This is a genomic window from Citrobacter sp. JUb117 (assembly GCF_024809055.1).
GTDB lineage: Bacteria > Pseudomonadota > Gammaproteobacteria > Enterobacterales > Enterobacteriaceae > Citrobacter > Citrobacter gillenii.
The window spans coordinates 322,492-336,475 of the sequence record NZ_JANUFB010000006.1; the positions used below are offsets into that span (position 1 = coordinate 322,492).

General features: G+C 55.1%; 9 protein-coding genes. 8 read left to right on the top strand and 1 reads right to left on the bottom strand.

The window, feature by feature from the left end; translation table 11 throughout:
• The first annotated feature begins 30 nt into the window (after positions 1-30).
• The 6 genes from asd (at position 31) to glgP (ending at position 10,820) form a co-directional block, all read left to right on the top strand.
• Positions 31-1,137 (top strand): aspartate-semialdehyde dehydrogenase, encoded by a 1,107-nt coding sequence (gene asd, locus M2374_RS16000; protein WP_181688680.1) that lies wholly within the window; start codon positions 31-33, stop codon positions 1,135-1,137.
• Positions 1,138-1,450: 313 nt separating this feature from the next.
• On the top strand, positions 1,451-3,634 hold the full coding sequence (gene glgB / locus M2374_RS16005; RefSeq protein ID WP_135911282.1) for a 1,4-alpha-glucan branching enzyme: 2,184 nt from the start codon (positions 1,451-1,453) through the stop codon (positions 3,632-3,634).
• Positions 3,634-5,607: a glycogen debranching protein GlgX gene (gene glgX / locus M2374_RS16010; RefSeq protein WP_117342471.1), complete on the top strand. Its 1,974-nt coding sequence runs from the start codon at positions 3,634-3,636 to the stop codon at positions 5,605-5,607. The genes glgB and glgX overlap by 1 nt, the downstream gene beginning before the upstream one ends.
• Positions 5,608-5,624: 17 nt before the next feature.
• Positions 5,625-6,920, top strand: coding sequence for a glucose-1-phosphate adenylyltransferase (gene glgC / locus M2374_RS16015; RefSeq protein ID WP_115257287.1), 1,296 nt, complete (start codon positions 5,625-5,627; stop codon positions 6,918-6,920).
• Positions 6,920-8,353, top strand: coding sequence for a glycogen synthase GlgA (glgA, locus tag M2374_RS16020; RefSeq protein ID WP_115257288.1), 1,434 nt, complete (start codon positions 6,920-6,922; stop codon positions 8,351-8,353). The genes glgC and glgA overlap by 1 nt, the downstream gene beginning before the upstream one ends.
• Before the next feature lie 19 nt (positions 8,354-8,372).
• A complete protein-coding gene (gene glgP, locus M2374_RS16025; RefSeq protein ID WP_115257289.1) occupies positions 8,373-10,820 on the top strand; it encodes a glycogen phosphorylase in 2,448 nt (815 codons plus the stop codon).
• A gap of 182 nt (positions 10,821-11,002) precedes the next feature.
• Here glgP and glpD read toward each other — a convergent pair whose 3' ends face one another.
• Positions 11,003-12,511, bottom strand: a complete 1,509-nt coding sequence (gene glpD / locus M2374_RS16030) for a glycerol-3-phosphate dehydrogenase (protein WP_096759254.1) — start codon at positions 12,509-12,511, stop codon at positions 11,003-11,005.
• 191 nt (positions 12,512-12,702) lie between these two features.
• Here glpD and glpE point away from each other — a divergent pair, with 191 nt between their 5' ends.
• Together glpE and glpG are read left to right on the top strand one after the other, a co-directional pair.
• Positions 12,703-13,029 (top strand): thiosulfate sulfurtransferase GlpE, encoded by a 327-nt coding sequence (gene glpE, locus M2374_RS16035; RefSeq protein WP_096759255.1) that lies wholly within the window; start codon positions 12,703-12,705, stop codon positions 13,027-13,029.
• Positions 13,030-13,132: 103 nt separating this feature from the next.
• Positions 13,133-13,963 carry a rhomboid family intramembrane serine protease GlpG gene (glpG, locus tag M2374_RS16040; RefSeq protein ID WP_137362557.1) on the top strand — a complete coding sequence of 277 codons (831 nt, stop codon included), beginning with the start codon at positions 13,133-13,135 and terminating at the stop codon, positions 13,961-13,963.
• The last annotated feature ends 21 nt before the right edge of the window (positions 13,964-13,984 follow it).

Below are 13,984 nucleotides of genomic sequence, written 5' to 3' on the forward strand. Positions count from 1 at the left end.
CAGCACACATCTCTGCAGGAAAAAAACGCTATGAAAAATGTTGGTTTTATCGGCTGGCGCGGTATGGTCGGCTCTGTACTCATGCAACGCATGGTAGAAGAACGCGACTTCGACGCCATTCGCCCTGTTTTCTTTTCTACTTCCCAGCTTGGGCAGGCGGCACCGACGTTTGGTGCGACCTCCACCGGCATGCTTCAGGATGCATTTGATCTCGATGCGTTGAAGGCGCTCGACATTATTGTGACCTGTCAGGGCGGCGATTATACCAACGAAATCTATCCAAAGCTTCGTGAAAGCGGTTGGCAGGGTTACTGGATTGACGCGGCCTCTTCACTGCGCATGAAAGACGATGCCATCATTATTCTCGATCCGGTTAACCAGAATGTGATCACCGATGGTCTGAACAACGGCATCAAGACGTTTGTCGGCGGTAACTGCACCGTTAGCCTGATGCTGATGTCACTCGGCGGTCTGTTCGCCAACGATCTGGTGGACTGGGTGTCCGTGGCGACCTACCAAGCGGCTTCCGGCGGCGGCGCGCGTCATATGCGTGAACTGCTGTCGCAGATGGGCCATCTGTATAGCCATGTGGCCGATGAACTGGCGACCCCTTCTTCTGCTATCCTCGATATCGAATGTAAAGTGACAACCCTGTCCCGTAGCGGCTCCCTGCCGGTTGATAACTTTGGCGTCCCGCTGGCCGGGAGCCTGATTCCGTGGATCGACAAACAGCTCGATAACGGCCAGAGCCGCGAAGAGTGGAAAGGGCAGGCGGAAACCAACAAAATTCTTAACACGTCTTCCGTGATCCCGGTAGATGGTCTGTGCGTGCGCGTCGGCGCACTGCGCTGCCACAGCCAGGCGTTCACGATTAAACTGAAAAAAGATGTGTCGATTCCGACCGTGGAAGAACTGCTGGCCGCGCACAATCCGTGGGCGAAAGTGGTGCCAAACGATCGGGATATCACCATGCGTGAGTTAACTCCAGCGGCCGTTACCGGTACGTTGACCACGCCAGTCGGTCGTCTGCGTAAGCTGAATATGGGGCCGGAGTTCCTGTCAGCCTTTACCGTGGGCGATCAGCTGCTCTGGGGGGCTGCGGAACCATTGCGCCGGATGCTGCGTCAGCTGGCGTAATGCGGGACTGCCGGATAAGCATATCGCCATCCGGCAGACACAGACCGTGTTTAAACATTGGGTGCTGAGTCGCCCTTTTTTTTGCGTAATACAGGAGTAAGCGCAGATGTTTCATTTTTTACCGGGAGTAAGATAAAGCATTGGCTATTCTTTAAGAGTGACTTAATACCGGAGGTATTAAGTTGTTGCCTGAAGGTGGGACGACGCAGAGAGGATGCACAATTGTGCTGCGTCGTTCAGGTCAAAAAAAGTGTCACTACCTGATGTCGAAAATCAGTTGGAAGGGGTGACACCATAAAACAGGATGACAACCATGTCCGTTCGTATCGATAGAGACGTGATTAATGCGCTAATTGCAGGCCATTTTGCGGATCCTTTTTCCGTACTCGGTATGCACCAAACTGACGCCGGACTTGAAGTCCGTGCTCTTTTACCTGACGCCACCGAAGTGTGGGTGATCGAACCAAAAACCGGACGCAAAGTCGGCAAGCTGGATTGCCTCGACCCTCGCGGTTTTTTCTGTGCTGTAATTCCCCGCCGTAAAAATTTCTTTCGCTATCAGCTGGCTGTTGTCTGGCATGGACAGCAGAATCTGATCGATGACCCTTACCGTTTTGGCCCGCTTATTCAGGATATGGACGCCTGGCTGTTGTCCGAAGGGACGCATCTGCGCCCGTACGAAACGCTGGGCGCACATGCGGATACCATGGACGGCGTGACCGGCACGCGTTTTTCTGTCTGGGCACCGAACGCACGACGCGTTTCGGTAGTAGGGCAGTTCAACTACTGGGACGGTCGCCGCCACCCGATGCGCCTGCGCAAAGAGAGCGGAATCTGGGAGCTGTTTATCCCCGGTGCACAGCAGGGGCAGCTGTACAAATACGAGATGATCGATGCCAACGGTCATTTGCGCGTTAAAGCCGACCCGTATGCCTTTGAAGCGCAAATGCGTCCGGAAACGGCGTCGGTGATCTGCGGTTTGCCCGAAAAAGTGGTGCAAACGGAGGAACGCAAAAAAGCCAACCAGTTTGATGCGCCGATCTCTATCTACGAAGTGCATCTGGGCTCGTGGCGTCGCCATACGGACAACAACTTCTGGCTGAGCTATCGCGAACTGGCGGATCAACTGATCCCCTATGTGAAGTGGATGGGCTTTACCCATATTGAGCTGTTGCCGATTAGCGAGCACCCGTTTGACGGCAGTTGGGGCTACCAACCGACCGGCATGTATGCGCCGACCCGACGCTTCGGTACGCGCGATGACTTCCGCTATTTTGTGAATGCCGCGCATCAGGCGGGGCTGAACGTGATCCTCGACTGGGTACCCGGTCACTTCCCGTCGGATGACTTCGGCCTGGCTCAGTTTGACGGTACCAGCTTGTATGAGCACAGCGACCCGCGCGAAGGCTATCACCAGGACTGGAACACGCTGATCTACAACTACGGTCGCCGTGAAGTCAGTAATTATCTGGTGGGTAACGCCCTGTACTGGATTGAGCGCTTTGGCATTGACGCGCTGCGCGTGGATGCCGTGGCGTCGATGATTTACCGCGATTACAGCCGCAAAGACGGCGAGTGGATCCCGAACGAATTCGGCGGGCGTGAGAACCTCGAAGCCATCGAATTTTTGCGTAATACCAACCGTATTCTTGGCGAACAGGTACCGGGCGCGGTGAGTATGGCGGAAGAGTCGACCGATTTTGCCGGTGTATCAAGACCGCAGGACATGGGCGGCTTAGGTTTCTGGTACAAGTGGAACCTCGGCTGGATGCACGACACGCTGGACTACATGAAGCTGGACCCGGTTTATCGCCAGCACCATCACGATAAGCTGACCTTCGGCATGCTGTACAACTACACCGAGAACTTTGTGCTGCCGCTGTCACACGATGAAGTGGTGCACGGTAAAAAATCGATCCTCGACCGCATGCCGGGCGATGCGTGGCAGAAGTTTGCCAACCTGCGCGCCTACTATGGCTGGATGTGGGCCTTCCCGGGTAAGAAGCTGCTGTTTATGGGTAATGAGTTTGCCCAGGGCCGTGAATGGAACCACGACGCCAGCCTCGACTGGCATCTGCTGGAGGGGGGGGATAACTGGCATCACGGCGTACAGCGTCTGGTGCGCGACCTGAACCACACTTATCGTCATCACAAAGCGCTGCATGAACTCGACTTTGACGGCTATGGTTTTGAATGGCTGGTGGTCGATGACAACGAACGGTCGGTGCTGATTTTTGTTCGTCGTGATAAAGCCGGTAATGAAATTATCGTTGCCAGCAACTTTACGCCGGTACCTCGCCACGGCTACCGCTTTGGCATCAATCAACCGGGCAAATGGCGAGAAATCCTCAACACAGACTCGATGCATTACCACGGTAGCAATACCGGCAACGGCGGCGCAGTACAAAGCGATGAAATTGCCAGCCACGGTCGCCAGCATTCACTGAGCCTGACGTTGCCGCCGCTGGCCACGATTTGGCTGATGCGGGAGGGGTGATGACACAACTGGCAACCGGCAATGCCACCCCCCATGGTGCAACGTATGACGGCCATGGCGTTAATTTCACCCTTTTTTCGGCGCATGCCGAGCGCGTCGAACTGTGCATATTCGATGAGCAAGGCTGTGAGCATCGCTATGATTTGCCGGGGCGTAGCGGTGATGTCTGGCACGGCTATCTGGCCGATGCCCGGCCCGGTTTGCGCTATGGTTATCGCGTACATGGTCCGTGGCAGCCGCAGCAAGGACACCGTTTTAACCCAGCGAAACTGCTGATTGACCCCTGCGCGCGCCGGGTTGATGGCGAGTTAAAAGATAACCCGCTGCTGCACGGTGGAATGAACGAACCGGATCATCACGATAACGCGGCGATTGCCCTGAAAAGCGTGGTGGTGTCAGACCATTATGACTGGGAAGACGATGCCCCGCCGCGCACGCCGTGGGGCAATACCGTTATCTACGAAGCGCATGTTAAAGGGCTGACGTATCTGCACCCGGACATTCCGCAACAGATTCGTGGCACTTACAAAGCGCTCGGTCATCCGGTGATGATCGACTATTTCAAGCGTCTCGGCATTACTGCGCTGGAACTGCTGCCCGTGGTGCATTTCGCCAGCGAGCCGCGACTGCAGCGGCTGGGGCTGTCGAACTACTGGGGCTACAACCCGGTAGCCATGTTTGCACTGCATCCGGCCTATGCCTGCTCACCTGAACACGCGCTGGATGAGTTTCGCGATGCCGTCAAAGCGCTACACAAAGCGGGGATTGAGGTCATTCTCGATATCGTTTTGAACCACAGCGCTGAGCTGGATCTTGAAGGGCCGGTCTTCTCCCTGCGCGGAATTGATAACCGTAGCTATTATTGGATCAGGGACGATGGTGATTACTACAACTGGACCGGCTGTGGGAACACCCTCAACCTGAGCCATCCCGGTGTCGTGGAGTATGCGTGCGAATGCCTGCGCTATTGGGTGGAAACCTGCCATGTGGACGGTTTTCGTTTTGATTTAGCATCCGTCATGGGGCGTACGCCTGCGTTTCGTCAGGATGCGCCGCTGTTTACCGCAATCCAAAACTGCCCGCTGCTTTCAGGCGTTAAGCTGATTGCGGAGCCGTGGGATATCGGTGAAGGCGGGTATCAGGTTGGGAATTTTCCCCCGCCGTTTGCTGAGTGGAATGACCATTTCCGCGATGCAAGTCGACGCTTCTGGCTCCAGCGTAATCTGCCCCTTGGGGAGTTTGCCGGACGTTTTGCGGCTTCCAGCGACATGTTTAAACACCCTGGTCGCAAACCCAGCGCATCGGTCAATCTGGTGACGGCGCACGATGGTTTTACGCTGCGTGACTGTGTGTGCTTCACAAATAAGCACAATGAAGCGAATGGTGAGGAAAATCGCGACGGCACTAGCAATAACTACAGCGACAATCATGGTAAAGAAGGATTAGGCGGCACGCTGGACCTGATTGAACGGCGACGCGACAGCATGCATGCCCTGTTGACGACGTTGCTGCTTTCTCAGGGTACACCGATGTTGCTGGCGGGAGATGAACATGGTCATAGCCAGCACGGTAACAATAACGCTTACTGCCAGGATAACGCCTTAACCTGGCTGGACTGGCAGCAGGCAAACAGCGGGCTAACCACATTCACCGCCGCGTTGATTCATCTTCGCCAGCAGATCCCTGCCTTAACAGACGATCGCTGGTGGGAAGAGGGCGACGGCAATGTGCGTTGGCTGAACCGATACGCACAACCCTTAAGTGCGGATGAGTGGCAAAACGGCCCGAGGCAGATGCAGATCCTGCTCTCAGACCGTTTTCTGATCGTGATAAACGCCACGCTTGAGGTGACAGATATCGTTTTACCTGAAGGGGAATGGCATGCCGTTCCTCCATTTGCCGGAGAGGATAATCCGGTTATTACGGCTGTCTGGCAGGGACCTGCGCACGGACTGTGTGTGTTCCAAAGATGATAAAAAAGGAGTTAGTCATGGTGAGTTTAGAGAAGAACGATCGTGTAATGTTGGCGCGCCAGCTGCCATTAAAATCTGTTGCCCTAATCCTGGCCGGTGGTCGTGGTACCCGCCTGAAAGATTTAACCAACAAACGTGCTAAGCCTGCCGTGCACTTTGGCGGTAAGTTCCGCATTATCGATTTTGCTTTATCCAACTGCATTAACTCCGGGATCCGCCGTATTGGCGTGATCACCCAGTACCAGTCCCACACGCTGGTGCAGCATATTCAGCGCGGCTGGTCGTTCTTCAGTGAAGAGATGAACGAGTTTGTCGATCTGCTGCCTGCCCAGCAAAGAATGCAGGGTGAAAATTGGTATCGCGGCACGGCAGATGCGGTCACCCAAAACCTGGACATCATTCGACGCTATAAAGCGGAATATGTGGTGATCCTCGCGGGCGATCATATCTACAAACAGGACTATTCGCGCATGCTGATCGACCACGTCGAAAAAGGCGCACGCTGCACCGTGGCCTGTATGCCGGTGCCGATTGAGGAAGCCAGCGCCTTTGGCGTCATGGACGTCGACGACAGCGACAAAATCATCGAATTCGTGGAAAAACCGGCGAATCCACCGGCTATGCCAAACGATCCGACCCGATCGCTTGCCAGTATGGGGATCTATGTTTTCAACGCCGATTATCTGTATGAATTACTTGAAGAAGATGATCTCGATGAAAACTCCAGCCACGACTTTGGCAAAGATATCATCCCGAAAATTACCGCAGCTGGCATGGCTTATGCACATCCATTCCCTAAATCCTGCGTACAGTCAGACCCGGAATCCGAGCCGTACTGGCGCGACGTTGGGACGCTGGAAGCCTACTGGAAGGCTAACCTCGATCTGGCGTCGGTTACCCCGGAACTGGATATGTACGATCAGGACTGGCCGATTCGCACACACATGGAATCACTGCCGCCGGCGAAGTTTGTGCAGGACCGCTCCGGTAGCCACGGCATGACGCTGAACTCGCTGGTCTCTGGCGGCTGTATTATTTCCGGTTCGGTGGTGGTGCAGTCCGTTCTGTTCCCGCGGGTGCGGGTGAATTCTTTCTGTAACATTGATTCGGCAGTGTTGTTACCTGAAGTGTGGGTCGGGCGTTCATGCCGCTTACGCCGCTGTATCGTTGACCGTGCCTGCGTCATCCCTGAAGGCATGGTGATTGGTGAAAACGCGGAAGAAGATGCACGTCGTTTCTACCGTTCAGAGGAAGGTATTGTGCTGGTCACGCGTGAAATGCTGCGCAAACTGCAGATCAAACAGGAGCGATAATGCAGGTTTTACACGTATGTTCAGAGATGTTCCCCCTGTTAAAAACCGGGGGACTGGCAGATGTTCTTGGCGCGTTGCCGGCCGCGCAAATTGCCGATGGCGTGGATGCCCGCGTCGTGCTCCCGGCGTTTCCGGATATCCGTCGCGGCATTCCTGATGCGCAGGTCGTGACGCGGCGCGATACCTTTGCCGGACGTATCACGCTGCTGTTCGGCCATTACAACGGCGTCGGTATTTACCTGATTGACGCGCCGCACCTCTACGACCGTCCCGGCAGCCCGTATCACGATACCAACCTGTTTGCTTACTCTGATAACGTCCTGCGCTTTGCGCTGCTCGGCTGGGTGGGATGCGAAATGGCCTGCGGGCTTGATCCATTCTGGCGCCCGGATGTGGTGCATGCGCACGACTGGCATGCAGGTCTGGCCCCGGCGTATCTGGCGGCACGCGGCCACCCGGCGAAATCGGTGTTCACCGTGCACAACCTGGCCTATCAAGGCATGTTTTATGCAAAGCATATGGATGACATCCAATTGCCATGGTCATTCTTTAATGTGCATGGACTGGAGTTCAACGGGCAGATTTCTTTCCTGAAGGCGGGGTTGTACTACGCCGACCATATTACGGCGGTTAGCCCGACCTACGCGCGGGAAATCACCGAGGCGCAATTTGCCTATGGAATGGAGGGATTGTTGCAGCAGCGTCATCGTGAAGGACGTCTTTCCGGCGTGCTGAACGGCGTTGATGAAAACATCTGGAGTCCGGAAACGGACCTGCTGCTGGCATCGCGCTACACGCGTGACTCGCTGGAAGACAAAGCCGAGAACAAGCGTGAACTGCAGATTGCGATGGGGCTTAAGGTTAACGACAAAGTGCCGCTTTTTGCAGTCGTGAGCCGCCTGACCAGCCAGAAAGGGCTGGATCTGGTGCTGGAAGCGCTGCCCGGTTTACTGGAGCAGGGCGGACAGTTAGCGTTACTTGGTGCGGGCGATCCGGTGTTGCAAGAAGGTTTCCTTGCGGCAGCGGCAGAGCATCCGGGCCAAGTGGGTGTACAGATTGGCTATCATGAGGCCTTCTCGCACCGAATTATGGGTGGGGCTGACGTTATTTTGGTGCCCAGTCGCTTTGAGCCGTGTGGCTTAACACAATTGTATGGACTGAAGTACGGTACGCTACCGCTGGTGCGGCGTACCGGTGGGCTGGCTGATACGGTGTCCGACAGTTCGCTGGAAAACCTGGCGGACGGTATCGCCAGTGGGTTTGTATTTGAAGATAGTAATGCCTGGTCGCTGTTGCGGGCAATCCGGCGTGCTTTCGTGTTGTGGTCGCGCCCTTCGCTCTGGCGGTTTGTACAACGTCAGGCAATGGCCATGGATTTTAGCTGGCAAGTCGCGGCGAAATCCTACCGTGAGCTTTACTATCGCTTGAAATAGATATCCAGGAATCACCTATATGAATGCTCCATTTAGTTATGCATCGCCCACACTCAGCGTAGAGGCTCTTAAGCATTCTATCGCCTACAAGCTGATGTTCACGATTGGCAAAGATCCGGTCATTGCCAACAAACATGAGTGGCTGAACGCCACGTTGTTCGCGGTGCGCGATCGCCTCGTGGAGCGCTGGCTGCGTTCTAATCGTGCGCAATTATCTCAGGAAACCCGCCAAGTCTATTACCTGTCAATGGAGTTTCTGATTGGCCGCACGCTTTCCAATGCACTGTTATCGTTGGGAATTTATGACGATGTCAAAAATGCGCTGGAAGGCATGGGGTTGGATCTCGAAGATCTGATCGACGAAGAAAATGACCCCGGCCTCGGTAACGGCGGCCTCGGGCGTCTGGCAGCCTGCTTCCTCGACTCGCTGGCGACGTTAGGCCTGCCTGGCCGCGGCTACGGTATTCGCTACGACTACGGCATGTTCAAGCAGAATATTGTTGATGGCCGACAGAAAGAGTCGCCGGACTACTGGCTGGAATACGGTAACCCGTGGGAGTTCAAACGCCACAATACGCGCTACAAAGTGCGCTTTGGTGGCCGTGTTCAGATGGAAGGCAAGAAGATGCGCTGGGTCGAGACCGAAGAGATCCTCGCGGTGGCATACGACCAGATTATCCCGGGTTACGACACTGACGCGACCAATACGCTGCGCTTGTGGAATGCTCAGGCCAGTAGCGCAATCAACCTCGGTAAATTTAACCAGGGCGACTACTTTGCGGCGGTGGAAGATAAAAACCACTCTGAGAACGTCTCCCGTGTACTGTATCCGGATGACTCCACCTATTCCGGGCGCGAGCTGCGTCTGCGGCAGGAGTACTTCCTGGTCTCCTCGACGATCCAGGATATTTTGAGCCGCCATTATCAGCTGCACAAAACCTACGACAACCTGGCGGATAAAATCGCCATTCACCTCAACGATACCCACCCGGTGTTGTCGATCCCTGAGCTGATGCGCCTGCTGATTGATGAGCACAAGTTTAGCTGGGACGATGCGTTTGAGGTCTGCTGCCAGGTGTTCTCGTACACCAACCACACGCTGATGAGCGAAGCACTGGAAACCTGGCCGGTGGATATGCTGGGCAAGATCCTGCCGCGCCATCTGCAAATCATCTTTGAGATTAACGACTACTTCCTGAAGACGTTGCAGGAGCAGTATCCGAACGATACTGGCCTGCTGGGACGTACCTCGATCATTGATGAGTCCAACGGCCGCCGCGTGCGTATGGCGTGGCTGGCGGTGGTGGTCAGCCATAAAGTAAACGGCGTGTCTGAGCTGCACTCCAACCTGATGGTGCAGTCGCTGTTTGCTGATTTTGCGAAAATCTTCCCGACGCGTTTTTGCAACGTCACCAACGGCGTGACGCCGCGCCGCTGGCTGGCGCTGGCCAACCCGCCGCTTTCTGAGGTGCTGGACGAGAACATTGGCCGTACCTGGCGAACCGATCTCAGCCAACTCAGCGAGCTGGAACAGCATTGTGATTACCCTCTGGTGAACCAGGCCATACGCCGTGCAAAGCTGGAGAATAAAAAGCGTCTGGCGACGCTTATCGCCCAGCAGCTTAACGTGGTGGTGAACCCGAAATCGCTGTTTGATGTGCAGATCAAGCGTATTCATGAGTACAAACGCCAGCTGATGAACGTGCTGCATGTGATCACCCGCTACAACCGCATCAAGGCCGATCCTGACGCCGAGTGGGTGCCGCGCGTGAATATCTTCGCCGGTAAGGCCGCGTCGGCCTATTACATGGCGAAGCACATCATCCATCTGATCAACGATGTGGCGAAAGTGATCAACAACGATCCGCAGATTGGCGACAAGCTGAAGGTGGTGTTCATCCCGAACTACAGCGTCAGTCTGGCGCAGGTGATCATTCCTGCCGCCGACCTGTCTGAGCAGATTTCACTGGCCGGGACCGAAGCCTCCGGGACCAGTAACATGAAATTTGCGCTGAACGGTGCGTTGACCATCGGTACGCTGGACGGAGCCAACGTCGAGATGCTGGAGCATGTGGGTGCGGAGAATATCTTTATCTTCGGGAATACTGCAGAAGAGGTGGAGGCCTTGCGTAGCAAAGGTTACAAGCCGCGCGAGTATTACGAGAAAGATGAGGAACTGCATCAGGTGCTGACGCAAATTGGCAGCGGGGTCTTCAGTCCTGAAGAGCCGGGACGCTATCGCGACCTGGTGGATTCGCTGATCAACTTCGGTGACCACTATCAGGTGCTGGCGGATTATCGTAGCTATGTCGATTGTCAGGACAAGGTTGATGAACTGTACCGCGAGCCGGAGCAGTGGACCACCAAGGCAATGATTAACATCGCCAACATGGGCTACTTCTCATCGGACAGAACCATCAAAGAGTACGCCGAGAACATCTGGCATATTGATTCAGTACGGTTGTAACAAGAGATAGGGCTACCTGTAGGCCGGATAAGGCGTTAGCCGCCATCCGGCAAAATGCCCGGTGGCGCTGACGCTTACCGGGCCTACAGGGCGCTCGTTGCCGGGGGCGCTTCGCTTGCCCGGCCTACGTTAATGCACTCTTGTAGGCCGGATAAGGCGTCAGCCGCCATCCGGCATTTTTATCAGGACGCCAGCGACAGCTGGTGTTTTTCAACATACTCCGCCAGCCACTGGGTCATGCGTGCCTGCTGCTCAGCGTTCAGCCACATGCCTTCTTTCGTGCGGCGCCACAGCGCATCGTCGGCGCGGCGTACCCATTCGTGATCGACCAGATACTTCAGCTCTGCCTCATAGAACTCGTGCCCGAAGTCTTCGCCTAACTCAGCAAGCGAGGTCGCTTCGCCGATGATCCACTCGGTGTTGCTGCCGTAGGTGCGCGAATAGTGGCGCGCCAGTGATTCGGTCAGGAACGGATAGCGACGGCGCAGTTTTGCCGCGTAATCTTCGCGATCGCCGCCGATGTCACCGCCAGGCAGGATGCACTCTTTGGTCCATGCCGGACCGATGCCCTGATAGTACGACGACAGTTTTTCCATCGCGTGCTCGGCCAGCTTACGGTAGGTGGTTAACTTGCCGCCGAAGACTGACAGCAGCGGCGCTTTGCCGTTTTCGTCGTGGATATCCAGCGTATAATCGCGGGTAATAGCCTGCGGCGAGTCGGACTCGTCATCGCACAGCGGGCGTACGCCCGAGTAGGTCCAGACGATATCCTCGCGGCCCAGCTGTTTCTTAAAGTGTGCGTTGTAGACCTGCAGCAGATAATTGATTTCGCTGTCGTCAATTTTCACTGCTTTAGGATCGCCTTTGTATTCGACGTCGGTGGTGCCGATAATTGAGAACTCATCCATCCACGGAATGACAAACACAATACGTTTATCTTCGTTTTGCAGGATGTATGCCTGTTTCTGGGTGTGTACGCGCGGCACCACAATGTGGCTGCCTTTAATCAGGCGGATACCGTAAGGTGAAGGCAGGTGCATACCGTCGTCGAAGAACTCTTTCACCCACGGACCGGTGGCGTTAACCAGGCCGCGAGCCTGCCAGGTGTGTTTCTTGCCGGTATCGATATCTTCCGCTTCGACAATCCACAGACCGTTTTCACGACGAGCGGAGGTGGCGCGAGTACGGGTTAATACTTCCCCGCCTTTACGCACAACCATTTGGGCATTTGCCAAAACCAGTCGTGCATCGTCTACCCAACAGTCAGAATATTCGAAACCGCGCACAATCTCGGGTTTCATCACAGAATCTGCGCCAAAACGCAAACCAGTGGAACTCGGTAAACTGGTGCGTTTGCCCAGATGATCGTACATAAACAGACCAATACGGATCATCCAGGCCGGACGCAGGTGCGGGCGATGGGGCAGACGAAAGCGCATCGGGAAGGCGATATGCGGTGCCATCTTCAACAGGACTTCACGTTCAGCCAGCGCTTCGCTGACCAGACGAAATTCGTAGTGTTCCAGGTAGCGCAGGCCACCGTGGATGAGTTTGGAGCTGGCGGAGGAGGTTGCACAGGCTAAATCCTGCGCTTCCAGCATCAGCACGGATAAACCGCGTCCAGCGGCATCTGCCGCGATACCGGCACCGTTGATGCCTCCACCTATCACAATCAGATCTTTGGTTTCCATGCTGGCCTCTCGCACTTTCGTTATAGCTCATTAATGTTCGTTATCGAGCATAATAGCAAAGAATCGCGCCATTGGTAACATCGGATAAACAATTTACAGTGATACATATAACATTATGGCGTTTACCTGTGCAGGCGACGTACACTGCCAGGTAATATTGGTTACCTGCACAGAAATAATAAGAGAACATCATGGATCAGTTTGAATGTATCAATGTCGAAGAAGCCCATCAGAAGCTGCTGCACGGAACGGCAGTGCTGGTGGATATCCGCGATCCGCAAAGCTATGCCATGGGCCATGCGCCACAGGCGTTTCACCTGACTAACGACACGCTGGGTTCCTTTATGCGTGACCATGATTTTGATACCGTTGTGCTGGTGATGTGTTACCACGGCAACAGCAGTAAAGGTGCGGCACAATATCTGCTTCAGCAGGGGTACGATGCGGTGTACAGCATCGACGGTGGATTCGATGCCTGGCATCGACATTTTCCTGCGGAAGTGACGTTTGGTGCGTAAGCCCGACGCGACAGTGAAGTATGACGGATATAACAAAGATGCAGCCTGAAACGGGTAGTGTCGATATACTGTCCTCTTTTGTGTGGATGAAGCGACAGCAACGATGTTGATGATTACCTCTTTTGCTAACCCCCGCGTGGCGCAGGCCTTTGTTGATTATATGGCGACACAGGGCGTTATCCTGACGATTCAGCAACATAGTCAAACGGATGTCTGGCTGGCGGATGAGTCCCAGGCTGAACGCGTGCGCGCTGAGCTGGCGCGTTTTCTGGAAAACCCAGGCGACCCGCGTTACCTGGCGGCCAGCTGGCAGTCCGGCCAAACCGACAGTGGCCTGCACTATCAACGTTTTCCGTTTCTTGCCACGCTGCGCGAACGCGCCGGCCCGGTCACCTGGGTGGTGATGGCCGCGTGTGTGCTGGTGTTTATCGCCATGAATGTGGTGGGCGATCAAACGGTGATGCTGTGGTTAGCGTGGCCGTTCGATCCCTCGCTGAAATTTGAATTCTGGCGTTATTTCACCCACGCTTTTATGCACTTCTCGCTGATGCACATCCTCTTCAACCTGCTGTGGTGGTGGTATCTCGGCGGGGCGGTAGAAAAGCGGTTGGGCAGCGGAAAACTGATCGTTATTACCGTTATCAGCGCCCTGCTGAGCGGCTATGTGCAGCAGAAATTCAGCGGCCCGTGGTTTGGTGGGTTGTCTGGCGTGGTGTATGCGTTGATGGGCTATGTGTGGCTACGCGGCGAACGCGATCCGCAAAGCGGTATTTTCCTGCAGCGTGGTTTGATTCTCTTTGCCTTGATTTGGATTGTTGCCGGTTGGTTCGATCTGTTTGGTATGTCGATGGCGAACGGCGCACATATGGCTGGCCTGGCCGTTGGTCTGGCTATGGCATTGGCAGACACGCTCAATGTGCGAAAACGAACTTGAATGAGAGTGTTGTGATAGCAA